This window comes from Enterobacter cloacae complex sp. 6730903, assembly GCF_048283985.1.
GTDB lineage: Bacteria > Pseudomonadota > Gammaproteobacteria > Enterobacterales > Enterobacteriaceae > Enterobacter > Enterobacter hormaechei_C.
On record NZ_JBLVXX010000057.1, the window covers coordinates 1 to 25921 of the forward strand.

29 protein-coding genes and 1 pseudogene are annotated in these 25921 nt (G+C 44.8%); 13 read left to right on the forward strand and 17 right to left on the reverse strand.

What is annotated here, in order from left to right; translation table 11 throughout:
- Positions 1–238 precede the first annotated feature (238 nt).
- On the reverse strand, positions 239–751 hold the full coding sequence (locus ACNQ0W_RS22270; RefSeq protein ID WP_001140952.1) for a hypothetical protein: 513 nt from the start codon (positions 749–751) through the stop codon (positions 239–241).
- Between the two features lies 1 nt (position 752).
- Positions 753–1553: a hypothetical protein gene (locus ACNQ0W_RS22275; RefSeq protein WP_000004208.1), complete on the reverse strand. Its 801-nt coding sequence runs from the start codon at positions 1551–1553 to the stop codon at positions 753–755.
- A gap of 759 nt (positions 1554–2312) precedes the next feature.
- Here ACNQ0W_RS22275 and mobI point away from each other — a divergent pair.
- From mobI to ACNQ0W_RS22315, 8 genes are read left to right on the forward strand one after another with little or no spacing between them, the layout of a single operon-like run.
- Entirely contained in the window at positions 2313–2798 is a 486-nt protein-coding gene (gene mobI, locus ACNQ0W_RS22280; protein WP_000071885.1) for a conjugative transfer protein MobI(A/C), read from the forward strand.
- Positions 2795–3532 carry a hypothetical protein gene (locus ACNQ0W_RS22285; RefSeq protein WP_033487927.1) on the forward strand — a complete coding sequence of 246 codons (738 nt, stop codon included), beginning with the start codon at positions 2795–2797 and terminating at the stop codon, positions 3530–3532. Before mobI ends, ACNQ0W_RS22285 begins: the two co-directional genes overlap by 4 nt.
- Before the next feature lie 9 nt (positions 3533–3541).
- The gene (mobH, locus tag ACNQ0W_RS22290; RefSeq protein WP_001011152.1) at positions 3542–6688 is read left to right on the forward strand and encodes a MobH family relaxase; all 3147 of its coding nucleotides are present in this window, start codon (positions 3542–3544) and stop codon (positions 6686–6688) included.
- A complete protein-coding gene (gene traD / locus ACNQ0W_RS22295) occupies positions 6688–8772 on the forward strand; it encodes a conjugative transfer system coupling protein TraD (RefSeq protein WP_001284073.1) in 2085 nt (694 codons plus the stop codon). The genes mobH and traD overlap by 1 nt, the downstream gene beginning before the upstream one ends.
- Positions 8772–9881, forward strand: coding sequence for a hypothetical protein (locus tag ACNQ0W_RS22300; RefSeq protein ID WP_417933255.1), 1110 nt, complete (start codon positions 8772–8774; stop codon positions 9879–9881). The genes traD and ACNQ0W_RS22300 overlap by 1 nt, the downstream gene beginning before the upstream one ends.
- Positions 9868–10530 (forward strand): DUF4400 domain-containing protein, encoded by a 663-nt coding sequence (locus tag ACNQ0W_RS22305; RefSeq protein WP_000718549.1) that lies wholly within the window; start codon positions 9868–9870, stop codon positions 10528–10530. The genes ACNQ0W_RS22300 and ACNQ0W_RS22305 overlap by 14 nt, the downstream gene beginning before the upstream one ends.
- Positions 10531–10540: 10 nt before the next feature.
- Positions 10541–11722, forward strand: coding sequence for a S49 family peptidase (locus tag ACNQ0W_RS22310; RefSeq protein WP_000952985.1), 1182 nt, complete (start codon positions 10541–10543; stop codon positions 11720–11722).
- A gap of 1 nt (position 11723) precedes the next feature.
- Positions 11724–12455: a nuclease-related domain-containing protein gene (locus ACNQ0W_RS22315; RefSeq protein WP_000338612.1), complete on the forward strand. Its 732-nt coding sequence runs from the start codon at positions 11724–11726 to the stop codon at positions 12453–12455.
- Positions 12456–12741: 286 nt separating this feature from the next.
- Here the strand turns inward: ACNQ0W_RS22315 and ACNQ0W_RS22320 are convergent, their stop codons facing one another.
- The 11 genes from ACNQ0W_RS22320 to ACNQ0W_RS22370 form a co-directional block, all read right to left on the reverse strand.
- A complete protein-coding gene (locus ACNQ0W_RS22320) occupies positions 12742–13095 on the reverse strand; it encodes a hypothetical protein (protein WP_000210769.1) in 354 nt (117 codons plus the stop codon).
- A gap of 65 nt (positions 13096–13160) precedes the next feature.
- Complete coding sequence (locus tag ACNQ0W_RS22325; protein WP_001091367.1) at positions 13161–13445, reverse strand: hypothetical protein; 285 nt, start codon at positions 13443–13445, stop codon at positions 13161–13163.
- Between the two features lie 356 nt (positions 13446–13801).
- On the reverse strand, positions 13802–14101 hold the full coding sequence (locus ACNQ0W_RS22330) for a hypothetical protein (RefSeq protein ID WP_000442693.1): 300 nt from the start codon (positions 14099–14101) through the stop codon (positions 13802–13804).
- A 432-nt stretch (positions 14102–14533) separates the two neighbouring features.
- Entirely contained in the window at positions 14534–14902 is a 369-nt protein-coding gene (locus ACNQ0W_RS22335; RefSeq protein ID WP_000537761.1) for a hypothetical protein, read from the reverse strand.
- Positions 14903–15127: 225 nt separating this feature from the next.
- Positions 15128–15664, reverse strand: a complete 537-nt coding sequence (locus ACNQ0W_RS22340) for a hypothetical protein (RefSeq protein ID WP_000800251.1) — start codon at positions 15662–15664, stop codon at positions 15128–15130.
- Between the two features lie 67 nt (positions 15665–15731).
- Positions 15732–16169: a hypothetical protein gene (locus ACNQ0W_RS22345; RefSeq protein ID WP_000286108.1), complete on the reverse strand. Its 438-nt coding sequence runs from the start codon at positions 16167–16169 to the stop codon at positions 15732–15734.
- A gap of 44 nt (positions 16170–16213) precedes the next feature.
- Entirely contained in the window at positions 16214–16510 is a 297-nt protein-coding gene (locus ACNQ0W_RS22350) for a hypothetical protein (protein WP_000856246.1), read from the reverse strand.
- Positions 16511–16644: 134 nt separating this feature from the next.
- Positions 16645–17346 carry a hypothetical protein gene (locus tag ACNQ0W_RS22355; RefSeq protein WP_004248818.1) on the reverse strand — a complete coding sequence of 234 codons (702 nt, stop codon included), beginning with the start codon at positions 17344–17346 and terminating at the stop codon, positions 16645–16647.
- A 314-nt stretch (positions 17347–17660) separates the two neighbouring features.
- A complete protein-coding gene (locus ACNQ0W_RS22360) occupies positions 17661–17942 on the reverse strand; it encodes a hypothetical protein (protein WP_000708863.1) in 282 nt (93 codons plus the stop codon).
- 65 nt (positions 17943–18007) lie between these two features.
- Complete coding sequence (locus ACNQ0W_RS22365; protein ID WP_001272971.1) at positions 18008–19192, reverse strand: hypothetical protein; 1185 nt, start codon at positions 19190–19192, stop codon at positions 18008–18010.
- 416 nt (positions 19193–19608) lie between these two features.
- On the reverse strand, positions 19609–19785 hold the full coding sequence (locus ACNQ0W_RS22370) for a hypothetical protein (protein ID WP_001371930.1): 177 nt from the start codon (positions 19783–19785) through the stop codon (positions 19609–19611).
- A gap of 510 nt (positions 19786–20295) precedes the next feature.
- On the opposite strand from ACNQ0W_RS22370, the gene ACNQ0W_RS22375 reads away from it, so the two are divergent.
- The 4 genes from ACNQ0W_RS22375 (at position 20296) to ACNQ0W_RS22390 (ending at position 23200) form a co-directional block, all read left to right on the forward strand.
- Positions 20296–21240: a DUF5417 domain-containing protein gene (locus ACNQ0W_RS22375; protein ID WP_000778029.1), complete on the forward strand. Its 945-nt coding sequence runs from the start codon at positions 20296–20298 to the stop codon at positions 21238–21240.
- 95 nt (positions 21241–21335) lie between these two features.
- The gene (locus ACNQ0W_RS22380; RefSeq protein WP_012695474.1) at positions 21336–21938 is read left to right on the forward strand and encodes a hypothetical protein; all 603 of its coding nucleotides are present in this window, start codon (positions 21336–21338) and stop codon (positions 21936–21938) included.
- A gap of 59 nt (positions 21939–21997) precedes the next feature.
- Positions 21998–22348 carry a hypothetical protein gene (locus ACNQ0W_RS22385; RefSeq protein WP_000743059.1) on the forward strand — a complete coding sequence of 117 codons (351 nt, stop codon included), beginning with the start codon at positions 21998–22000 and terminating at the stop codon, positions 22346–22348.
- 531 nt (positions 22349–22879) lie between these two features.
- Entirely contained in the window at positions 22880–23200 is a 321-nt protein-coding gene (locus ACNQ0W_RS22390; RefSeq protein ID WP_000332796.1) for a hypothetical protein, read from the forward strand.
- A gap of 608 nt (positions 23201–23808) precedes the next feature.
- Here the strand turns inward: ACNQ0W_RS22390 and ACNQ0W_RS22395 are convergent.
- From ACNQ0W_RS22395 to relB, 3 genes are all read right to left on the reverse strand, one after another.
- Entirely contained in the window at positions 23809–23967 is a 159-nt protein-coding gene (locus ACNQ0W_RS22395) for a type I toxin-antitoxin system Hok family toxin (protein ID WP_001447866.1), read from the reverse strand.
- 71 nt (positions 23968–24038) lie between these two features.
- The gene (gene relE / locus ACNQ0W_RS22400; RefSeq protein WP_000323025.1) at positions 24039–24326 is read right to left on the reverse strand and encodes a type II toxin-antitoxin system mRNA interferase RelE; all 288 of its coding nucleotides are present in this window, start codon (positions 24324–24326) and stop codon (positions 24039–24041) included.
- Positions 24326–24565 (reverse strand): type II toxin-antitoxin system antitoxin RelB, encoded by a 240-nt coding sequence (relB, locus tag ACNQ0W_RS22405; protein WP_000534858.1) that lies wholly within the window; start codon positions 24563–24565, stop codon positions 24326–24328. Before relB ends, relE begins: the two co-directional genes overlap by 1 nt.
- A gap of 24 nt (positions 24566–24589) precedes the next feature.
- On the opposite strand from relB, the pseudogene ACNQ0W_RS22410 reads away from it, so the two are divergent.
- Positions 24590–24706 (forward strand): annotated as a pseudogene (locus ACNQ0W_RS22410) (hypothetical protein); the annotation flags it as partial.
- A gap of 121 nt (positions 24707–24827) precedes the next feature.
- Here the strand turns inward: ACNQ0W_RS22410 and ACNQ0W_RS22415 are convergent.
- Complete coding sequence (locus ACNQ0W_RS22415; protein ID WP_000167917.1) at positions 24828–25751, reverse strand: cation diffusion facilitator family transporter; 924 nt, start codon at positions 25749–25751, stop codon at positions 24828–24830.
- Between the last annotated feature and the right edge of the window lie 170 nt (positions 25752–25921).

Genomic DNA, 25921 nt, shown 5'->3' on the forward strand with positions numbered 1-25921 from the left:
GTCGTCATGCATAGAAGGTTTTGAGAACCTAAGTAGTTTTACGTTTTCAACAGAAAAAAAGGTGCACATTTTTGGAACGAAGAAAAACTGAATAAAGAAAAATCAAATTATATCTTTACTTGTCAAGAGTTGATATTTAAGTTGTAACTAATATTTGATTGTAAAGCAAACAACAGAATTTGACTTAAGTCAATATTTAGATTCAGACAAGGCAAGTTTCGCGATATCTTTTTTAAATTTAATCTAATTCTTCTTGAGAATACCTCTCTATGGCTGAAGCAGTTGAAGATAATCTGCAACGTGGACAATGAGCATCATTTGTCACTGGCACAATGTATGGGCGTTTACATTTTTCGCAGGCACCTAGTTCTTCAATTTCTTTCATAGAAGTAAGGATTTCTATTATTTTATTAACTTCCGGTGCGCATACAAAGTATCCCAGATTATGAAGGACACTCATTATTCGGTTGAAGTCAATTTGCCGAAAACTCGCTTCCGGATTTATTGGATCAAAACCAAAATAGTTAACTGCGACATCAATAACAGCAGAAAAGGCTCGGCGGTTATCTGTGCGTTTGCTCCAGCCCCGGATACCTTTTTTGAGTTTTGTTTTTGCACCAGGCTCAAAATCGATATTTTCAGCAACATGATTACCGTACAAAATTCGTATTGTATTTTTATTTGCCCCAAGCGACATAGTTCTTGCTGCTCGCAATAGAGCATTAGCTTTTGTTTGATCGACCTTTGCCATATCAATAATCCTTTAACATAACTTTATTTGTTAAAGTGTTGAACACATCCTGACGGTGACTGGTGAACATAGTGTCATAACGTAATAGTTCCATCAAATCATCACTAACTTTTCCTAACCGGATGTCAGCAGACAATTCATAAGCCCAGGCAAAAACTTTCGTTTTAAGTGAAACACTCTCTTCAATATGCCCTTGTGAGAAAGCAATTGTACGTGGGAAAAGAACGACATCGTTAATTGTTTTTAACGATGAATAACCAATGTCTTTAATAGCATCAGCTGTAGTTGGTTTTAAACCAAAGAAAATACTTACAAACTCTGGTGCGAGCATTGAGATAAAGAACACCTGCATAAAGTAGTCATTCTGTATATCAACACATTTAGAACGCAACTCATGAATCTTCTTGGGATTATAGATATCCACTGTACCATTCAGAAAAGTCACTTTTTCACCGGCATCGTAAATACCATAGTCAATATCATTTGTATCATATTCACGAATTACATTGGAATCACCGTCCAAGACCGCAGAAAAAAACCTCTCCCATGTAATTTCCTTTCCGAGTGTACGCGGAACCAAAAAACTACCTGGACGTGTTTCCACTTCAAAAGCTAAATCAGCGGCTGTACTAAATCCTTTCCCAAATAGGCGACGCTGGAGAAGAGGAGTCCCAGTTTGATATGCAGAAGATCCATGCACAGGCAATAACATTAAAAATGCACGGTAACTACGAATAAGCGAAATCTCAGTGCGGAAAAGTTTACCGAGTAAGCTACGAGTTAAATTATCAGATTCTGACATGTGCTGATTGTCCTTGCGCCATTACAATTGTTCAAATCTTCAACATGGATTTTTTGTTAGGTGTTCGGTAGGGTGAAAAGTAACTTTTAGTATTTTCTTAAGGCTTGAATAAGCCTTAAATCTATCCCTTCAACCACACCGCTTACTTGTAACACTTTTTAACCAAACTAACCAGAATTTTATCAAAAATTCCTGCGCATGCTAACGAAATGTGAAGCGATTAAAAAAAAACCTAAATCCAGCCCCTCCCAACGTTGGATTAGAATAACGACGTCTTTCACTGACCGTCATAAACTGACATTTTTACTTTTCATCAACCTCATGCTTACATAGGATCACTAAACAAAGAAAAGTGACCCTATGAATGCCTCACATAGGGTCACTTATGTTTGAAAAGTGACCCTATGTAATGTCGTCATAGGGTCACTTTTTATAAAAGTGTCACTATGGACAAAGTTCCATAGGGTCATTTTTTTTGGAAAAGTGGCACTAGATATATGTATAACTTTAATAGAGCAATGCACATTATCAAAAGCAATAATCCACAATGGTCATTCTGTCAAAAGTAACTTTAGGGGGTAGCGATGGAAGTGAGGCTAAACTCGCTGTTACTGTTTCTGAAGGCCCCTCCCGAATGGGGGAAACAGCGAGTGCATTACATCTGTTCAATTCCCTCATCAAAGAGCATTCAAAAATCTTCTGTTCGTGAAAAAAAACGGAAATTTCCTCCGGTATAGTAATTTCACATCAGGAGGCGTCATGAGTAATTCAAATCTTATAAGTTCTATAGAGCTAACACGTAAAAATTTACGTGCTCAGATTGAAGGTTTGCGTGTTGAGGCTGAAGATCTCATTACAAAATACTGGATCAAGTGGAAGGAACGAAACCACCAAGAGATTAACCTTACCCGACATAGCAAAGTTCCAAAGAGGGAGTACCTGGGTTCTTACGCACCAAAAGTTGAGCTAATTGGTAATGCCAGAAAAGTAACGATCACTTGGCATCAGTTCAGCCCTTATAAAACAAGAGCGCCTAGCCACATGTCAAAACGGGTGCAACCAATGAAAAGTGGAAAATATTCTAAGAACTGTTTTGTAAACCATGCCAGCTGGGAATACGAAATGATTTCTGAAACGGAAGCATTGCTGGAGCCTTACAGAGAAATGCTTGAGCTCTATCATTCAGCATATATCGAACTTGGACGAAAAATCCGTCAATACTCAAAAACTAAGGTGGCACAATGAACGACGCAATTATCACGGACAATGAGCGTATTAACATTGAACCAAAAGATGTAATGGTAAAAGGTTCAAATAAAAAGCAAGGCGTAAACGCTCAAACTTCTACTCAACGTAGACCAGAGCACCAGGGTATGGCCAAAGTTATTATTAACCCCGGCACCCCAGACTTTAACCGGTTTTTAACTGCCAGAAATGGAGCAGTCATCAGAGGTTTTGATGATGTGAGTATCGCTATTTCCTCTCTCTTTAAAACGGTTGATGCAGTTAAACATCCTGACCTTGTTCAGGCTATTCAGGATTGGTTCAACGAGCTGCATGAAGAAAACAATAAGATGAAAGAAAATCTTGTTGCTTATATTAAGTCAATTGAGTTCGACAAGAATGACTCATTCATGTCATCAACTCAGTTTGTACCTTTCAGTTTTGAACCAGTACAACTCAACTTCAATAACCACAACACCATGAGGTTTTACAAGTACATCTTCGAGATGAACCAGCTCATGAACACAATGTATGAGTACAACTCATTGGGTTTACTGGCTGTAAGCGACTATCCGGTTATGTCTCACAACATTATAAAGAGTATTAATTTATATGTTGAGAATGTGAAAAAGACTCTGAATGTTTCTCGCCGTAAGGATGGGCCATACAGTCCAGCAGAGTTCATCACCAAAGTAATGCAATATAAAAGTGTGCAGGCATACATTGCAGCCGAAATGTCAGGCAAACGTCGATAAGGTATGATGATGAATTTCAGGGCGCTGTATTTATGTATTAAACGGATTTTGGGGATATTCTCATCTCAGGAGAATGATGCAACCTCTGTAATGATTGAGGATATATCAAGCCTCTCTCCTTTTGCGCAGATTCTAGGAGATCAGAAGTACACTGTTCCTGATCATCCAAATCCAGAAGTCCTGAAATTCATCGAGTATCCAACTCGTCCGACGGGCATACAGACATTTAATGAACAGTCAATCCTGTCTCTGTATCGGGAAAAGCTGCACTCAATTTCAATGATGTTAGCTATCAGCGATAGCGACATCAGGGACGATGCATATACATTTACTAATTTAGTTTTAAAGCCCTTGGTTGAATATGTTCGCTGGATACATCTTTTGCCAGCTTCCGAAAATCATCATCATAATGGTATTGGTGGGTTACTTTCTCACAGCCTGGAAGTGGCCATACTCTCTTTAAAAAATGCGCATCACTCAGAACTGAGACCAATCGGATATCAAGATGAAGAAGTAGTCCGTAGAAAAGTATATCTCTATGCTGCGTTTATCTGTGGTTTAGTCCATGATGCCGGAAAGGTTTACGATCTCGACATTGTAAGCCTGAATTTAGCTAGTCCGATCATTTGGACGCCAAGCTCACAAAGTCTTCTTGACTGGGCACGTGAAAATGACGTGGTTGAATACGAAATCCACTGGCGAAAGCGTATTCATAATCAACATAATATCTGGTCCAGCGTTTTCCTTGAGCGAATCCTAAACCCGGTATGTCTTGCATTTTTGGATCGGGTAAATAAAGAACGTGTTTATTCAAAAATGATCACCGCCCTAAACGTTTATACTGATGGGAATGACTTTTTGTCTAAATGCGTGAGGACCGCTGATTTCTATTCTACTGGTACAGACCTTAATGTTTTACGTGACCCTATCATGGGTCTGCGTTCTAATGATGCAGCAGCAAGGGCCATTAGTACCATCAAGCACAACTTTACCAGTATCAATATCAACAATTACAATGCTAAGCCTATGCACATCATTATCGTAAATGGTGAGGTATACCTTAACGAGAACGCATTCCTTGATTTTGTTCTCAATGATTTCGAATTACATAAATATAACTTCCCTCAGGGAGAGGCTGGTAAGACCGTATTGGTAGAATCCCTAGTTCAACGTGGTTACGTCGAGCCCTATGATGATGAGCGTGTCGTTCACTACTTCATTCCGGGTATCTATTCGGAAAACGAAATATCAAACATCTTTAGAAATGGGATAGGGAAACTAGAATTCTATAACCTTCTTAAGCTAAGGTGGATTGGTTTAATCTTTGATTCCTATAAAATCCCTGACTCAGTGCCGGGTCTTTTTAGCGTTAATGCCAATAAAGACTTTATTTACATTGACGAGCAAAAAACAGTTACTGAATACAGAAGACCAGTGCCCGGTCGGGACGTTATAACTAAAATTACTGATACTGTTGAGACGGCTGTTCTTAAGGTTAATGATTTAGGCCGCTCCTCTGCCTCTATTGATGTTGATATACATTCTAAGAAAAATGAAGGCTCATCCGACGATTTTGAGAAGAAAGCCGAAAGTGATAATGAAATTGATAATGACACGCAGATAGTTAAATCTGAGGGTGAGGAAGCAGCTGATCCTGTCATTCCTGATATAGAAGAAAGTGAAGATGAATCGGCAAAGGACACGGAATCCCATGTCCTGGTCAACCAACTTCATGAACTCCTTTTAAGCGCTCCACTTTCCAATGACTATATAGTGTGTGTTGATGCTGTCCCCTACCTCAACATAGATACCACTATGGCATTGCTGCCGGGATTAGATGAAAAAGCATTCAGTGAAGAGCCCTATTTCCAACTGACATTCAGAGAAGGCTCTCTCGATGGAATGTGGATAGTAAGGGACATTGACGATCTGCGTTTAGTCCAGCTCGGCGATAACTGCGCCGGGTTCCAGCTCACCTATCATGAGCCAAGAAGGCCAACAACTTTAAAGTCACTTTTCAATACTTCTATGTATCAGGCATTAGTGATTAATGATGAGTCTTCTGTTGAAAACTCTGCCCCACGTCCAAAGCAAACGCTTGAGCTGCCTCCCCCACGTGTAAATGCAGTCGAAGAACATTCTGGCGACGTGGAATATCATGGAACCGATAGTGCATCCGCGACTGGTCCGCTGAAAACTGAGGCTGTGGAATATGAACATTATCAACATCTTTTTGAGAAAGAAGATGAAGAGCATGAGATCATTGATTATACCGATTTCTCACAGCTTAGTGTTTCTCGGCCAGAAGTCGGTAGTTGTGCAACAAGCTCTTCGGTCCATAATGAAAAGCTTCTCTCCGAGCCGTCAGAATTACCAGAACTTAACCGAGAACAGAACGCTGATCCCCAGGGTACGAATGAACGCTCTATGGATGTTTCTGTAGGACAAGAAAACTCAGAACCAGATACTGAGGGTAACTGCCCACCACCAGCTGAAGTTGTGTATTCCCAGACCGAAGCAGCCGCAACCAGTGTGATGGCAAGTGAAGAGCCCGCCTTACCTCCTGTACTTGAAGAATCAAATGGAGAGCATGCGCCCACAGACGCTAAGGGGCATCATCTTTCGCCAGCACTGGCCAGACTGTTCGCCCCAACAGCACCGGTAGAAAAACAAAATCCCAAGCGCAACCGGAATAAATCATCGGACAAAGCAGAAGTACAAAAACCAGCATCACCTGTTTCTGGTCACAATCTGAACAGTAAAGTCTTTGCATCTACTGAATCAGACCAAAATGGTGAATTCTCGCTTATAAGCGAAGGTGACGTTACAGAGCTTGAATTTGTAGAAATTGCGTTAGTACTGCATCAAATTCTGTCCAAAATGGAGGTGGCGTTTAAAAGAAAGCGCAAAAACAGATTTATGGTAAGTACTCCTAATACTCTCTATCTGACCCAATCTTGCGTGGAAAAATTTGGGTCGCAGTTAGAGGCTCAAGATCTTTTCAATAAGCTTCCTCAGTACCTCGTTAATTCTGGTGCTGTGATCAATACAAAATGCCATGCATTTAACATGCCTACTTTGCTGGCCGCATCAGACCGGGCGAAAGTGGACATTGAACGAATTATCAATAACCTGAAAGAGGCTGGGAACCTATAATGTCAGATTCGAAGAGGACTAACCTCCATGCACAAGAGAATTTTTATCGGCCTATTCTTGAGTATCGTAGTGCCTCAATACTTTTGATTTGTTCGGTTTCTATGCTTTATATGGGACTTTCTTCAGACGGACTGGACATCGCCCCAATAGTTCTGTTCACCTCAATATTGCTTTTTTTGCTGTGCCTTTATCGTTGCAAAACAGCAGCGCCATTTTTGATGGCTCATTGGCGTGTATTCAAGCGACATTTCATGTTCGTTAGTCTTGATTCACTGCGTGTAATTAACAAAAGTAACTTTTTCTCCAATGAGCGAAAGTATCGTCAACTGGTTCAGGATTATCAAAATAAAAATAAGGATATACCCGAGCGAAAGTCCTATTTTTGTGATGGGTTTGAGTGGGGTCCGGAACATGCGGATCGGGCATATCAAATAGCTAACCTCTCCAGTGATAAACGTGAGATCGAGTTGCCATTCGTCTTCAACCCAATTAAGAGACATTTTGACGCAATGGCTCGTAAGATGGGCGGCAGCAATGCAATTTTTGCTGTGGAACGTAGGGAACCCATATTTGTAACTGAAGACAATTGGTTTGGTCATACTCTGATAACCGGAAACGTGGGTACCGGGAAAACGGTGCTACAGCGTTTACTAAGCATTAGCATGCTTCATCTTGGTCATGTTGTTGTTGTCATAGATCCAAAGAACGATGCAGAGTGGCGAGAATCTCTAATGGAAGAGGCTAAGACCCTCGGTCTTCCTTTCTATAAATTTCATCCTGGCCAGCCAGCATCTTCGGTCTGTATTGATGTCTGCAACACCTATACTAATGTTTCTGACCTAACATCTCGTCTTTTGAGCTTGGTGACAGTTCCCGGTGAGGTTAACCCATTCGTTCAGTATGCCAAGGCTCTCGTTTCCAATGTGATTTCCGGGCTTTCTTACATAGAGAAAAAGCCTTCTATTTATCTGATTCACAAGAACATGAAAAGCCACATGTCTATTGTGAATCTTACAGTCAAGGTAATGGAGTCATGTTACGCGAGATATTATGGTTACGATGTCTGGACCGAAAAAGTTAAGTACGTCGCTAACGATACCTTGCCGGTACGTTTCAAGCGTCTCGCTGAATGGTTTACGGCTCATTTCATGAATTACGAGGGGTCCGAACAAATAGACTGGTTAGATACTGTTTCCCAGCTTATTGATTACTCAATGTCCGACCCAGAGCATATGGCTAAAATGACCGCAGGTATTATGCCTGTTTTCGATATGCTCATTGAAAAACCTTTAAATGAGCTTTTATCTCCTAACCCGAACTCAGTATCATCAAGAGAAATTGTAACAAGCGAAGGGATGTTCAGCACTGGCGGGGTGCTATACATTTCGCTTGATGGCCTTTCAAACCCCGATACAGCAGCTGCTATTTCTCAATTAATAATGTCAGATCTGACCTCCTGTGCCGGTAGTCGCTACAACGCTCAAGATGGTGATATGTCAGCTAATTCCAGGATAAGTATTTTTGTTGATGAGGCACACTCAGCCATTAACAACCCTATGATTAACCTTCTGGCGCAGGGTCGTGCAGCGAAAATTGCACTGTTTATTTGCACCCAAACCATCTCCGACTTTATTGCTGCGGCAAGTGTTGAAACTGCCAATCGAATTACGGGGCTCTGCAACAATTATATAAGCTTGCGAGTCAACGATACTCCTACTCAGACGCTTGTTGTAGAGAACTTTGGTAAGAGTGCGATAAGCACAAATATGGTCACTTATACGACCGGTTCAGAAACATCTTTGCCGCATAATAACTTCTCAGGTTCAATCTCAGAAAGAAAGCAGACAACTTTAGAAGAGAGTATTCCAAAGGATCTCTTGGGTCAGGTCCCTATGTTTCACATAGTTGCCAGGCTTCAAGATGGCAGGAAGGTTGTAGGCCAAATCCCTATTGCTGTTGCTGAGAAACAAATGAAGCCAAACACAACTCTGTCGGAAATGCTTTTCAAGAAGGCCGGAAAAGTTACTTTGCGTCAAAATCTCGATATCAAAAATCTTAATAAATTTCTAAGGAAGTTGCATTGATGGATGAAAAAATTGTCCTGACGCGCCAGCAAATTTTAAGCTCTGCACTAAAAGTCAGCAAATGTCGCTCGCTCGTAAAAAGGCGCTTTCAGTCTTTGGGTTTAAAGTACGCAGATTCTCAGGAAGTTCGAGATCGGCTAACTATGATAGAAAAAAACGCGTTTCATCGTTTGGGAAAATTTTGTCAGAGCAACGATATCGATTCCCTATTCTCCATGGCAAATACCCTGTCTGAGCTTTTCCTTTTAAAGGGAGAGTTGATCACGACTGATCCCTTTGGGGACCGTGAAACCAGCTACTGGTCGGTACCACAAGGATCATGCCATGAATGGATTCAATCACTGACCACCAGCGAAGGTCCTGAACGTAAATTCGTTAGTTTCCGTATTTCTTTCGATAACAATGACGTACGGTGTGATCTTGTAAAAAAGAATGCCCGTATGCTTGGTTGTTATCTTTTGCCTTATTTCGTCGATTTAACACGCACGGTGGGCGCATTCATTAATTTGCCAGGTAGTGTCTCTTTTAAACAAGTACAGCGCATCAAACCCCAGATTCATCCAGAAACAACACATAGTCATATAGTTACTATTGAGGACTCTCCCTTTCTTTCTCGGTTAAAATTTAAAATCATTACTGCCATAGATCAGCTTCCTGACCCTAATGGCCTTTATACAAACACCTTTAACAGCATTATTGACCGTGCACTGCTGACTCATCTCAAAACCGAACAGGAAAAAATAGATAGTCCAAGAGTCTGCAAAAATGTGATTTCGGCTTTTGCCGACTCAACTCTTTCTCTGCCGGTGTTTAACATCGGCCTAAACGAGCAGTACAGATACTGGACGCCGTGGGGCATCAACTTTATAGAATTTTCCCGCCAGGCCGCAAAAGCAAGGACCGCTGTATTTGTTCCTGATGTGGGACAGATCGAGTGGAAAAGCGCAGAGCATAAAGAACTGGCGGAGTTAAGCCTCATCGACCAAATCATACCTAAACAGTACCACTGGCTCCTGGGTATCCCGACGATGTGGCGTAACAACTATTGCAATCACGATCAGAGGCTAGCTCTTTTTCGTGAATGGAGGGAAAGCAATGGCTGCGGATAATACAAGCAGGGCAGCAGTGCTCAGAACAATGCTTTTTTTTGGCATGGTCATTTATTTTGGTTACAGCTTGGCTTTCCAGAATACTGAGGAGCTCAAATATCAGATTACTCAGGAGGTTAATGCAAGCCGGTCCATCATATCAAATGACCGTTGGAAGTCTGTCATTGCAAATAGTGAAGCGACTTTAAATTGGTTGGTACATGACTATAAGTTAATTGACTATCTGAATACTATTCTGATCCCTGACACCAAAAAACCAGCCAGAGGTATTAACATTGTTGCTGAAAAATTTACCTCTATTAATTACACTATGGCCAAAAACATACCCCTCTTACTTTATCAGTCCATTTTCCGGTGGAACTTAATCCTGGGGTGGCTAATCGTTTTTCTGCCCTATCTATTTGCCATGCTAGCAGATGGAATGTACCAGTGGAAATTGAAGAGGTACGTATTTGGTAAGGTTACAGTTCAGTTTTATCGTATTTGGTTTCGAGCATTTTGGGTGATCAGTGCTTTAACGATGGTCTACCTGGTCATGCCAAATATGTCACTATTTAACAATATCGCTCAACTTTTCCCACCAGTCGCTTTATTGATACTGGGAATTGCATTGAATCGCTTGTGGTCTAACTTTCAAAAACTCATGTAAAGGTGGTCAGATGTTAAGCAGTAAAAAAAGGAAGTCCCCTACAAATATCAAAGAATCGCTCAATGATAACGCTGACCGTTTTTATAAGATGTTTCGCATTCATACCACGGCAAAAGTTGCTATGTCGCTAATTGCCATGACCGCTGTAGGGTTTTCTTTCTACAATCTTTACGAACAATGGCAGGACGCTGAAGGGAAGAAAGACCATATAGCTGTAATACGGATTTCTGGCGAGATGGGTACCGGCTCGGAAACGGGCGATGGAACAGTGATCGCAACAGCTCTTGCCAAAGCTTACAATAATCCCCATGCCAAAGCAGTTATTATCGAGGCAGAGTCAGGTGGTGGTGGTCCCTCTGACGCCATCATTATTTACCGCCAGATAAACGCGCTTAAAAACCACCAGCCACAGATTGAACGCGTATCAGATGCCGGTGGCTCTCTTTCATCTGTAGCCGCTGACAAGAGTAACAAAACCGGGAGCACAGAACGTGGCGATGAAGCACGGTCGAAGCAAAACTCCCTCGAAGTACTCTCCAGCGGTACCGGTCGTTTTTTCTCTGATATCGCAGACTCATATAAACCAATCATCGTTAGTGTGAAAGGCATATGCGCATCCGCATGCTATTACGCGGTATCGCCCGCTGATGCAATTTATGCCGACAGTAATGCCCTGATCGGTTCTATCGGTGTGCGTATGGACCACTGGAATCTGTCAGAGATCATGAGCACAGTAGGCGTCAAGAATGAGCCCCTTACGGCCGGTGAGTTCAAAGATGCTCTTGACCCCTTCCACCCATTGTCCGATTCAACGAGGGAGTTCATGCAGAAGGAGATCCTGAACACGATGCATGAAAAATTTATAACTGATGTTGAACTTGGACGGGGTAAAAAGCTTCTCTCGCGTCATGATGCCGATGCTGTTTCTCTCTATTCAGGCCGTGTATGGCCAACACCTCAGGCAGTTAAGTACGGCCTGGTGGATGGAGATCTTACGTCAGTAGAGATCCGTACACGTCTTTCAAAAATGTACTCCACTGACACGTTCAAAAACTACAATGAGCCTCATCGTAATCTCCGTTCTGCACTCGGCATGCTGATGAGCCTGTCTTCAAATATTGAGAGCCTTACCGGTACCACTACCCGCTTAGTAGAATCTGTTAATGCCACCAGCTACCCCTCTGTGAGGTAACATGGATGCTTTCAATCTGCTGTGGAGCATTACGGGGGTAGCTTTCATTATCCTTATTTTCGTCGTGTTGCTGTGTCTGTTGGGATTTATGACCTCTGCCATAGCGGAACGGCGGACTGCAAAGGCAATTGAATCTGGGCTTCCTGAAGAAGCTCAGGGGCTACTTAGTGATCTCACCTTTCAGTTGTCGGCTCATAGCACTACGCAGGTTGATCACATTCTCGTAGCCCCACATGGTATATACGTCATAGAGCAGAAAAACTACGTAGGCAAGCTCTACGGTACTCTGGAGGAAAGCCACTGGCGGAAATGGACTCAGTCCCGAACCCTCAAGTTGCAGAACCCGTTTAAGCAAAACCAGGGGCACATCAGGGCTATTCAGTCTGCTCTTAAGGCTAGAGAACTGGAATGTATCAATGTCGTCATCATAAACGGACGTTGTAAGTTTGATGGCATCAAGCCGGAATGGTTATGTATGGGGATGGACGATTTTATCCATAAAGTCAAACAACGACGAGGGCTACGGTTGTTCACACCGGAGTCTGTTCAGCACATCTGTTCGGTGTTGAAGTCAACAAGGAAGTCGCCAGGGCTCTATACGGACCTTACTCATATTCATAACATAACGACAAAGTACAAAGCCCCGATGAAATTCGAGCAACGAGTAACATACATTCTGCTCAACTTTATCCATTATCTGTGGGCAAGTCTGTTCACTAAGCAGAAGCCTTAGCGCTCTATCATTGGTAAGGCTGTAAAATGTCTGCAAAAGGCCCCATCGGTAAATTGTTGGGGCTTTTTCTTTGCGTAGTTCTGATACGGTTTATCCTGTGGAGCATTATGGCCACCAGCCAGCTGGTGACTGGCCAACGCTTTGTATGACGTAGCCTACTCAGGGCAGGCTATTTTAGAGGGACCGATTTTTATCCGGGCTAATTTAGAAAGAGATAATTTGAACTTAGGCGGGCTGACCACCAGCAGAGAGGTAAATCACTAGCCGGTGATATTGACAGAAGTCGTCAGGGGTTTAACGCCGGAATATTTTGCCAGGCCTCCTGCAAGGTCTGCAAGACTTCTACAAGTGATAGTGACGGCCACAGGACTGTTTCCGTCATTATCACTCCAGGTGGCTCGCACTCTACTGGTACCAGAATTAAAACAACACGAGTTCCTTTTACCTGGTAGGCAAGGTTTACTGCCGGTTGGCGGTAGGAGGCCAGTACACCCTCACCATATTGAGCAGGGTTACTTGCCCAGTTCCGCACCATTGCATACACCTGAGGCATATACCGACTATCCAGATCCCCTTTGGGCCGTCTGAACGGCACGATTTCTTCTGAGCGGTAGGTGGTCGTTGTTGTATTGGTTGTCATCTTTGTCACCTCCCCTGTTCGTCCATTTAGAGTTTTAAGCTGCTTTACACATCACACTCAACTGATTATTTAAGCTGGTCATCGTCTCTGGCCAGCATAGCCCAACCATTCGCCTGGTTTTCGCGGGAGTAAGGATTCATTTCAAAATAACTATCTACCGCGTCGCTGTCCGCAACAGAACTGTTGTTAGCTCTCTTTGAACCCTGAACCACTACAGCATCAACCTCTGCGGCTTTCCCGTTGCGCTGTACCAGGATTTTAACCGTATTGGGCTTACGTCTTGCGAGCAGTTTGTTGGCGATAAAAAGCACAACAATCCAGGCCAAAAGCACGTATAAAAATGTATTCATAATGCCCTCCTTTGTATGTGATTATTATACCTGCTTCCATAGCAGGCCAAACAGGTTCGGTGCATGAAAAATAGACTTCTCTCCGGCGTATAGCAATCTACTTACTGATCTGTTTTCGTATCAAACTGTATGGCATAACCGAGGGGCGTACGTGGTGAGTCAGAAAGTTACTTTTCCGTAATAGTTAATTTCAGATCCTTCTTCCAGTTACGCTTCAGTATAAAACCGATACCCTCTAATTCAGCATCCTTCACGTTTAATACGCTTCACTTTAAGGCAGGGCTTTTCGGTTGAAATGAATTCTTTTTCCGGTTGCTGGACATGGGTTTCATCCTGATAGTTAAAGTTGCAGGCTATCAGTCACCACCACCACCTCCGTCACCTCCTCCACCGCCACCATCACAACCACCAGCTATGCTATTTTCACCATTACAATCACCTCCGAGGGGGTTCAAATGGCTGCTCCCCTGTAGATGGTGTCCTTGCCAGATCGAACCCGAACCAGCGCCTCCTGAGCGTCTTTGCTTGCCCTGAGGCAATTGTGCAGGCTCACCAGCACCGGCGGTACCAAAAATGTCCCGGGCAATTTTATAAAGAAGGTAAAAAGGTACGCCCAGCATCATAAAAAAGATTACTGAAAATATTACACGTTCCATTGATGATCTCCTGTCTTGTGAGAGACCAGTTATATCAGGGTGATTCAGTATTTCCGTTTAGAAAAGAGTACTAATTTGGCCCTGTTCGCTCTTAATTTGCCATCCGGGAAAAAGTCATAGGGATAGGCCTGCCAGAGTCAATAACTTCCAGTGATCTGGAGGAGACCCCGGCTCTCTGAGCCCTCATGGATGGTACGGCTTTACCCCTTGTAAACAGATTCACGTTCCGCAGGACAAACATCGACTACTGACGTCTCATATTTGCTGACGCTAATCCGACGTCTCATTGCCGTCTGCTTGTTTTCTTTAAAGGGTGTATTAGACGAATATCAAATCGGAATGGTAGGGGATGTGTGGGCACCATGCCCGGCCCTCTTTGAGCATCTGAGAGATTGGAGACCTAGCCGGGTAAGATAGCTACTTTCTTACGGGTTACCCTTCAAATCCAAAGACGAAACGGACGCTGCCGTTCTCCACGTGGAGACGCTTTACTTCTTCGACAAATTCCTGGATCACCTCTCCGGCGTTATCGGGTGGTATGGCTGACAAAATTTCTTCCGAAGTCAGCCATGAGTATGAATGTTCACCGAATAAATCATCATCTTCGGACGGTATATCATCAGGTAATCCGCGTAATGCGTGGATAAAAACTGCTGATGTGCTCGCCCTTTCACGATCTACATCAAATCCGAGCCAGGCAAAGTGGAGATATGATCGGTCCCCTTTATAATTGCTTGATAAATTAATCCATTTACCAGGCTTTTCTTCCCTTTGAAATCGCCAGCAGATATCAACGCCCATTAAGAAACTCCATTACTATCGTTCGTATGAGATAACTATCATTTCAGAATACTATGACTTCTTCCCGTATAGAACTAATCGCTCACGCCATTTAGCTACTTACTTTTTTTACGTACGCTTGCAGCGCAGTACCTTGAGAGAAGTAAGTAAGACTGGGCGAAGCCAACCGGTTCCGCCACCTCGCTCACCGGCTTTTAGGCGTAAGCACTGAAGTCAGCCTCCATGCTAACTGGCGAGCCTGCGAAAGTCAGACTCGTTGTTATAAAGCGGCATATCGTAAGCAGTGTCTGAAATGAACATTCGGATCTGCTCAAGCGTCATGCCACAATGAAAACGGGTTACGCTCACATTGGCCCGGGGGAAGTCAGCACAAAATGCATTCAAAACATTCTCATGGACAATACCAATGTTGATTAACGCAGCTGGCCCGTTGTCACGGAAAGATACGACACGGAATCCCCCATACCAGCCTGACTGGGAGAAAAATGAAAATGCACTCGTTGCCAGACCATTAGACAGGTCATAGCGCAATTTCCCGCTCAGAGACTGGCTGTCTCTGCTGTACACGCGATTAATGAAAATGCCGGGACCAACTTCTACCGGCTGCTTGTTGCTTGCTAAACACGGAAAGCCCACCAGCGAAACCTCCCTTTCTCCTAACCAGTTTACCTGATACCCGGCAGTGAGAAAGTCAGTCAGTTCTACGCCAGAAAGAGCATTAATGGCCGCAATATCGGTATCCAAAATATTTACGTTTTTCATATTCATCTCATCTATATTCTAAAGTGCGTTTTTTGTCTATCAGCCCGAGGATTGAAAATTTGAATATTTAATGTGACAGAAAAATACCTGTCACCTTTTCAAAAACTGCCTGCAATTGAATATCGAGAGAGTCCATTTTAAAATCCACCAGCTCAGCTTTATTATCGCAAACCGAATAAAAATAGGAGTCAAATGCGTCTGTATCTTCATCTTTAAAAATACGGAAGGAATTAATTTTATTATGCCCTTCAAATTCGGCATGAATACCATAGCGAACCGAGCCGTCATCGAACTGAACAACCCGTCGTACAGAATTAATCCGGACGTACTGTTTTAAGGCCCTCGCGAAATCGGCATTTAACGCCAACGCTCGTAAGATTGAATCAGCGGTTTCATTCTGCTTTTTACGATCATATTCAAACATCCCACAGCCGGTGTTACGAAAGACCGGCTGAAGAGCATTAACCAGGTTGAAGGAATCCACGTTTCTGTCGTTTCTGTACATGAGATATCTCCTGCCCCTCCGCTATACGAAGGGGCTTGATAGGGTTACTGCCAGGCTGCGATCACTTCTTCGCACTGGAAATGAGATAAGCACTGCTGGAGTAAAAGGGCCAGCACCGCTGTGTTAGGGACGCGATTGTTACACCACGCGTTGAATAGCAGCTGCCATGGACCGGCATAATACCCGGCCAGTTTCTTTTTTTGTTTATCTGTGCAGCAGCTGGAAATGGCCTGCTGATAAAGGCTTTCATTCTCGGCACCAGAGCGTTGTTGCAGTGCCTGATAAATATAGGAGTAGACAGAATCGGAGCAATTAGATGCATAGGCCAGATTGGTTTTCATAATACCTCCTGTGTTTTTGGGTATTATATAAAACTCCGACCTACTGGCTAATAACCCACACTGTAATTTCTTTTAAAAACACAATAAATTTTCAAAATTGGACCAGTGTGGATTTAAGCGAGCAGTTTAAATCTTTATGAACTAGCTTTCAAAGAGGTTGGTTTTTCGGGAAGTTTTTTGCCAGACCAGCATGTTGTTTTTTTTTCTGTAGTGCAGATTAGCTGGTACCTGCCCCTTCTTACCTCTTTGAGCAATGACTGTTTGAAATATGGTAAGCCCAGTTCAAAAACCCAGTAACGACCGTCTGCAAAAACGACTGAATTTTCAACGCCATCCGAAGCCACCAAGGATGCATCATTAAGTAGACGTTCTTCATAATGAAATGGTAATGAAAATGTCAGATATAACGCACAAAGTACAAAGATTCCTGTGAGACTAACTGCCAGTGAACCACAATAACCAGAATAAACATTTAAATTTCTTTTGATAAATTTCTCATGCAAGATTACAAGCAGACAGAATACACAAGCTACCAGCCCAAATCCTACATGCAGATAAAACTGTCTTATTTCATCATTCCAGACGATGTTGTCCCATTTCGTGCTTAAGATTGAACCCAACAAGGAGATAATAAAAGCGGCAATTTGAGAACTGATAAAGTAGGAGAAAGCTGACTTTGAAGTTATTTTTTTCATAGAAACAGGAACCTCTTTACCTCGTTCCTGATCAGAGAAAAGACACAAAACGCACCATGCGCAAAAAACTGCAAGTCCAGATGCAATAATCTCGCGTAAAAACATATTAAACGTTTCCGATAATGAATAAGTAATTACCATATCCTCTCCGTAAGTCTACATATAATTCAGACGTGACAAATAATTAAAGGCATTGCTATTCTATCATTATGCATTGCGTTTAAAATCATTTCTAATTCAGCAGAGTAGCGATACAGGCATTTCGCTATCCTAAAATCTGGTAGCTTTCCATTTCCTTGCTGAGATAAATCAAAATAATTCTATTTATTGCCTATTCGGATGCTGCAAAACCTTATAAATCCGGATGTATATCACTTAACAGTGAACCATTCGGTGACTTGCTCTCCGTGAGGTCCACCGGGTTTATCCAGTAGGGAACATTCTGCTTTTACCGTTTACTGCATACGCGAGCAGGAATTCTGTTGCAGTTCTGCATTTGCCTGCTTTTCCAGTGCTGTCATAACCCGGCGGAGCATCGCCAGAGCCTGAACAGGCGAGCTCCCAAACTGCACTTTCACTTCATCCGTATCATGATCCTGAATCAGGTCGAGGATGTTCACTTCGATCCCTGCCCCGTTTTCATCTTTTGCCGTGCACTGAATACTTACCCGGGTCACCGAATCCGTCAGGACTGGCAGTGGGTTAGTCTTGTCTACGTTGATAAAAGCCTTCTTCATTGCCCTGTTTCCCCTTGTCCTGAAAAAGTTACCGACCCGTCCGGATGGAGGGGTCGGTCAGAAAATCATGCCTGTCCCTTATTCATCTTCTCAGCATGCTTACGCAGGTACTCTTTCAGGTCAGCATGAGCATTGATGATATCGTTCATTTCATCATTGGTCAGAACAAGCGTGTAAGTATCAGTGCTGACAGATTCACCTTCTTTAAGCTTGGCTTCTTCAGCAATACGTTCAAAAATCGGGATCGCGGTGTCGGCAATGACGGTCACGGTCTTTTTGTTCAGAACGCTGGACATGGATGGTGCTTTACCTGCCGGGTTCTGTTTAGGAGCGCTGTCCTTTGGAGCCGGAGCTGGTTCCTGTACCGGTGGCGTAACCAGCGTCTCTGTATTGCTTTCATCATTCAGTTGATCCGGTACCGGGGTGTTAACGGTAGCATTACCTGCCGGTTGCTCATCACCGGAGTTTTCCGGAGTCTGCGGATCTGCCATGCGCTCTTCTACCTTGGCAGCTTTGACGAATTTCAGCGTGTTTTTCGTCGCTTTACCATAGATGGAGATCGCCTTGTTGATGTTATCTACCGCATCCTCACCGCTGTACATATACTCGTCCAGCGCAACGTACATGCTCACCTGATCGCTCACAAGCATGGTCTGTAGTTCAGAAGGCAGGTCCAGTACGCGAACCATCTGGCGAAGATGCTGCTCTGATTTACCACGTTTTTTTGCCAGTTCCGCAAAGGTCTTAGGCTCTTCTTTATCTTCAACAAGACGCTTAATTGAAAGCGCTTCAGCTACGACAGACAGCGCCAGGTTGGAGTTGCCGGTCAGGGTGAAGAGTTCTGCTTTTGAAGCGCTACCGCGAAACTCTTCGCAGCGAATACGAGTAATGCGTTCACGCCCTTCTGCTTCCAGCTGGCGGTTTGCAATAGCGATGGAACGGATACGGCAAGCCCCCTGACGCAGTACAGGTACGCCATTAACCATCTGAACAACGATAGGCGTCACGCTGAACGGGTCTTCCATGTAGGCATCGGCCAGGCTGTTCAGGTGTTCCACAACGTGAGGCATTGAATAGTAGAGCTCGCCCATACCGGCCGTGCGGGTGTTAAAGCCTTCCTGCTCTACAACAACCGAAGGGTCAATGATAAGGCCGTTACCTTTACGGGCACCGTTACCAGTGCGTTCCAGGTAACCACGAAGGCTGATTTCGTTGCTGTTGTTTTTTACTTCAGTTTCGATTGCGGACATTTTTGTTCTCTCTTTTGGTTGGTTGTTTAACTGCGCTACAACACAACAATACCAGGTTCGACATTTTTTCTAATAGGTTGCACAGAAGAAAAAGTAACTTTTCTTAAAAAAAATTCCTGAGACAATACTACTCGATCCGTCCGTTTTAAATCTTCACAACAGTGGGCCGTTTTTACGTTTAAGCAAAATAGCTGGTTCAGAAGGTGAGTCGGAGAGAAAAGTTACTTTTCCGGTTGTCTGGGCCAGTGATGAGAGAGTGGCAGGACAGGAATGGCTAAACCGGTGCGGGTCTCTTGTAAGTCGCAGGGGATTGAGGAGATATAGAGGTAAACCGGTACGTTCAGTTTTTGGATTGAGCCGGGCTTTTGGCCCGGGCTTAAGGAAGCGGAAATTTGAACGAACTGGCAGGTAATGATTTATGCCGCCGACAGCTGGCCGTCAGTGCTTTGCTGTTCTGGTTTGACAGTTGGGGGATAACCGGCAGTTAGCCGCTGGCATTCCGCATCACAGAAAGCCCTGAGGTTGCTGAAGACGGACTCCATGAAATCAGCATGAGCATACGAGTCTACAGGACGTGTCTTGTTATCTTTCATCTTGTTCTCCTCAATCATTATTAAAACCAGCGGATTTAGTTCCTGGCGCTCCATCTGCTGACCGGCTTTCCCAGAGAGCAGCGATGTGTCGGGTTCTGTTTCTCATTTTATCGTTTTCATCGGGCCCATCCGGCCGTATAAGAGACCGATTTGGCATGTTTAAGAAACGTACTGGCGACATTAAAAGCTGAGGTTGGCTTTGGAATAAAAGGATACTTTTCCCGTTTGTCAGGTCTTTCGCTACCGCTGCACGATGATTCTGTCAGGCATTCTGCGCCCTCCTTGGCTGTACATCTTGAAACAAGCGGTGGGATGTTCCCTTCCCCCTGCTCACCGCAGAATAATTGGCAAGTCCCGACGGTCGTTCCGTACGAGCCGGGTCCAAATAATGAATAAATACAACGCCACTTCAATTGTATTGACAATAGAAGTTAGGAGGATCATAGTGTCATTCATGGTGCGGCTTTCGCACCACCGCCCCGGCGGTACCGGGCAGAACTGGAGTACCTCATGAAACTTTCCCGTCAGACGACTTCTGATACTTCTGTTGATGGCCGTTCACGCGCATATGCCTGGGGCCGTGTCCATTATTTCATTATCGAACATGCACCAATGGCTGAGCTGGTCGCTATTGACGAGCTGCTGGAAAAAGCTGGCTGGAGCAATGACGGCTGTCCGAACTATGAGAAAGATGACGAGTTTGGTAATGCTGGTTACAGCTGTGGTTACTGGATCGATATTGACAGCGTGGGAAGCTTCAAGGCTGACTACAAACGTCTTAAGGGTGAGATTAGTGCGCATATCGCCTCAAAGGCGGCAGAGGTGGAGATCCGCGTACTGGACTCGATGTCCGACAAAGAATGTAAAGATGTTGCCTCGGTGGCATGTACTGTTCGCCGTGACTTACGTACGCAGTCCGAATCGCTTCATTCACTGCGTACTATCGTAACGGTTGATCATTACAATCCCTATGTGATCACCAGCCGCCCGCTGAGCATTTCCGCCTGGACACTTATCCACGACTGTCTGAAAACCGGCACCATCAATGACGTCTGTTCACGGTTGAGTTCATTAATCCTGCACTCTGAAGCCGCGATTGCCCGTTGTAAGGGAAGCTCCGACTACTCTTCGGAACACGCTCAGCTATCGTTTTTTGCTGGTAACGACTATGTCACCAGACGCACCCTTGTTGATGCAGCTCACGAAGAGGCTCTGCGAATGAACCGCCGCTTTGATGAACGTATTGCAATGAACGCGGATTCTGATGCCAGAAGGCTCCAGTGCGAATTCAACCTGAGCAACCATGTCGTACAGCGTCGGACCGTTGAATCTGCTCATATCCAGGCAATCAACGAAGACGTCACCCGTTCACAGGCGGAACCACGCTGCCCTGGAAAGCTTCTTCTGAAAATGACCAGTCATGAGGAAGTGCGGGACTCACTGAGCACCTGTTAGTCCAGCGACACCCCCTGCGGCTCTACTACCGGGCCGCAGTCTGCTCCGGCCAGATGGTGCCAGTGGCGTAATGAATTTGTTTAATAAGGCTGAGTATGATGAATAAAGAACAACTAATCGACAAACTGGAACGCGTGGTATGTGGTCAGTACTCCTACGAAATGCAGGAGCTTGCGTATTCGGCCCTCTGCTGCATTAAAGGCACCCCGGACGACTGCGCTAAGTTCCCTGTTACGCGTCCGCTGCCTGACACCTTAGTGGACGTATGGGACGAGATCGGGCAATACCTTGGCACAGGCAAAGCCATTGAAACTCGCAGTTGCGGCGTTTCGCTTCTGCTTCATGGACACTGCTACGATTCAAATCATGTGCTGTACTGGCGCAATGCTGGCGCACTTCCAGCAGCTTGCGATACGCCACTGGCTGGTGGGTCTCGCAAACTGTTCACCTGCTCAGCCTGTGGAGTGGACGGTCTGGATGAACCACCTGAAACCAGTTGCCACTGCTGCACAGAGGGGGCCCACTGGATTGAGAGCAGGCTCTTCACCTCCGGGCAGGCAGACCCTGAAGAATTTAGACCCGTGGCGGTCGTGAAAGAGTGTGCAGGCTCAACGCCGGATGATCGGCTCATCTGGAGCGTGATTGAACAGCTCAACGGCGAACTGGCGGAAGGCGATAAACTATTTAAGCAACGCTGACAGATCACGTCAGCATTTATATCAGACGAACTCCAGAATAATTTAAAGCAACCATGAACATGAAAAAGCCCAAAGCTGCATTACAGAATGCCATGAAAGAAGATGTGCCAGCTGTGACACAGATTCAGATGCGATCTACGGTTTCCAGAAAGGTTCGCTATGTAAAACAGGCAAATCGAGAGGGTCTGAAATTATCTGAGTGGATGTCGCGGCATCTCGACGCTGTCTGTGATACCGCAGATGAGATTCATAAAGGCAAACGCTCAACTCCGGTTGCGCCTGGGAAGATTCCCCCTGAGGTATACCAGGTGATATACGATCAGTGCGGCGGGTTCGTGGAGTGTGATGCTAATGCCCAGGTAATCTGGGAAGCCTGCCGTGATGCCATTCTTAACGGAGACAAAGGGTAAACGGCAGGTATCGCCTGTCATTTTTACCCTTGTGAGGAAAATCCTGATGAACCATGAGAGCCGAACTGTATACCTGAACACGGCCATTGAGGCCCTGTTGAAAGCTGAGGCGGCTCTGAACGAGCTGGCATTAGCCTATGTACTCAAACCAGGTGAAAAGGCAAGCGCATGCCATCCCCGAACCGGTACGCTTTCCACAGCTTCCCAGGTAAGAAAACTTCGCCGTGTTCTAGAAAAAAACAAGTTATGACGGCCCTTATACGCTGGCATAATGTACCGTGCTTCGCTCATCCCAGCAGTATGGGTTTTAAACTCTTCCATTTTTAAGAGTACGGGAAGAGCCTTATTATTGTCGCATACCCTACGGATGCATTGCAGTTCAAACCGCTGTTCGGTGCAATTATTGCTGTATCCGGCGGATTTGAAAATGACAGAAATAGTGATGTAAAGCTCCGCCATTAAAGAAATGCCCCGTAGTTTGGCGAATCAACTTTCTGAATTATCTCGATGAACACCATTTAAGGAAATCGAATGTGTGATTTTTGCAGGGCTGACGAAAATTACTTTCATATGGCAGAATGCGTGTATGACCAACTGGTTAAAGAGTATCCCGTAATGTGGCTGCGGGATTCAACCCGGATCGGGGCCTGCTACCTCTGTCGAGAACTGCTGTCGCCGGAGGGGATGGTCCTGGCGATGCAGAGCGCTTTCCCTGCGAAGGGATGGCGGCTGCGTATTTGGTACAATGAAACCATTGACGAAGAGATAGAACCGCAGCGTGGAGACTGTATTGAGCTGTCCTCCAGGGCGGACGCTCTGCTGTCCTTCATGTCGTTCCAGGAAAAGGTTTAGCGCTGCGGCCCCCCTCACAAAAAGGCGCTTTCCGCGACAAATCTGGTACGACCGGACAACGTTGAGTCAATTCTTGCTTCCCCGCAGAAGAATCCCTATGAAGTAAAGTAGAGGTAGGCATTACGCCCACCAGCAAACCTGATAACTGTTCTTTGCGTAACATCCTCAAACTTCTGGTGCCTTCGTAGACTGCGATGCGAATGCCCATGAGCTGAATTCACCGTATCATTTGACCGGATGCAGCGAGAACAGAAATGACAATGTTTGAACGATTTGCCAGACGGCCATAAAACTCTACTGGGTACAGAATAAGGACTGACCGCAATGGCTACGTTCTATGAGCTACCGACCAGTGAGAAGTCCATTGTTTCCGGTACGTGCCCGGACGAGCACCGGTGAAATTTTTCCCGACTGGATTACGCTAAGGCTTTTGAACGGTTTGCGTGAAGTGGGACTCTTTGGGTCTGGTTCTTGATTTATACAAAAGGCTATATGCCACAAGACGGGAGGAAAAAAGGGTTTCCCCGACTGGAGAAACCCTTTCAAAAGGTGCCGATGGCATACTAATCCACACCCCGAAAAGAGGGGGTTGCCCCCCTCTTTGTCAGCTACTTACCGGATTCGTAGGCCAGGATAGCAGATACCTCCCTTGTTCCGTCTTTCATCCGCAACTCGCAAAGCGAGTTTCGTGTGAGCCAGGTGAATATCAACAGCGTTAAACAAACTATTAATATGCACAAAACAATGGGTTGGTTCGGCATTTTCATGGCCTTCTTCTCCTGTCAACGCAAAGCAGAAGTGTCACCATCGGTGCGAAACAGAGATGTCATGCTTTGGTTCAGAGAATGCGTTTGACCGCCTCGCTATATACTTCCGAGCGTTCTCTTTTCCCAACAGAAATCACGAAAACGACAACTTTCTCGTCTATAACCTGGTATACAAGGCGATAGCCTGAAGACCGGAGCTTAATCTTGTAACAATCAGGCATACCACGGAGCTTGTTTGCTTCAATCCGGGGTGACTCAAGTACTTCAACCAGCTTCTTTTTCAACTGTTCACGTACCGTCGAGCCCAGCTTTCGCCATTCCTTTAGTGCCCGCTCGTCAAAATCCAGAAAATACGCCATCAGAGTTCATCCAGCGTCACACGTACTGGCTTAGGATTACGAAGTCGTTCTTTCACTATCTCCACAAGTTCAGCATCTTCATCACTCAGGAGTGTCTGTTTGAACGGCAAGCGTTCATTGTCAGCGATATACTCGAGCATGAGACGAAGCGCTTCAGAAGGAGTTACGCCCATTTTTTCAAGCGCGGCGTAAGAACGCGCTTTAAGTTCATCGTCAATACGTAGGTTAATGCTACCCATGTCTTACACCCCTTGTAATTACAAATGTCATTACAAGTATCGCACTACAACATGCTTAGGGCAAGTCACGAAGTAAGTCAGAAAGTAGTCGTAAGAACGGTGATCACTGTCCGCTTTGTGCCAGAAGCGGACTTTTTAAAAATATTGCGTGCCCAACAATTGGGCGCAGGTCACATCAAGTACCCTCAGAATTATAGAGAATACCTGAAATTTTTGTAGAGCGAGGTTTGTTACCCTGCCCGACCAGCGACATGTGGTTAGTTTAGTGATCAGAAATGTCGAGCGTTTGGTCGTTCATTGACGCGGGATCTTCCAACGGTTCCACATGAGTGGTGATATGGATAAAAGGCAGTGCGGTGCGGATATCATTCTCTATACGCTCGGCCCAGTCGTGCCCATATTGAACAGTCCATCGCCCAGGAACTAGGATGTGCATTGTCATAAACGCCCGCCCGCCAGCCTGGCGTGTACGTAGTGCATGGAAATCAAGCCCCTGTTCACGATATCCTGCCAGCAGTGACTCGATTTTTTTGAGTTCTTCCGTGGGTAGCGATACGTCCATCAGACCTGCAGCTGAACGACTCATAAGCTGATAACCAGTCCAAACGATGTTGGCTGCGACCAGCAATGCAACGATCGGATCGACCCAAAACCAGCCGGTCAGATAAACCAGTCCGACACCAAAAATGACACCGACCGACGTCCAGACATCGGTCAGCAGGTGATGAGCATCTGCCTCAAGAGTGATAGAGTTGTGCTGCCTGCCAGCCCTTAACAAAATGCGAGCCGTCACAAAATTAAGGATTGATGCGACTGTTGAAACCAGTAATCCGAGACCAATCTCCTCAAGCGGCTGTGGAGTTAACATCCGCTCAACTGCGGTATAGGCGATACTGGCTGCCGCCAATAGGATCAGAAATCCTTCGAAAGCACTCGAGAAATATTCGGCTTTGCCGTGCCCATATGCATGGTTCTCATCGGCCGGAAGCGCAGCCAAGGTCAGCATCCAGAGCGCCATTAGGGCTCCTGCGAGGTTAACTACGGATTCGATGGCATCAGATAGCAGACCGACCGAACCGGTCATTTTCCACGCCACACCTTTGAGTCCGATAGTGGCAATAGCCGTGGCAATGGAAAGCCAAGCGTAGTGCGTCAGCGGACGAGGTAACCCTTTTGTTTTAGTCATTATTAACTTCCTAAAATAGGACGACTAACTCACATTTCTATCCATGATAGATAATTAAACAATCATTTCGCCATGAATATTTTTTCGTTTTTATTAAATTTAATTAAAAAGTCTCTGCAAGTGCTGTTTCATCTTCTAGTAAACTAAATTTTATTTTTAGGGTTTTCTTC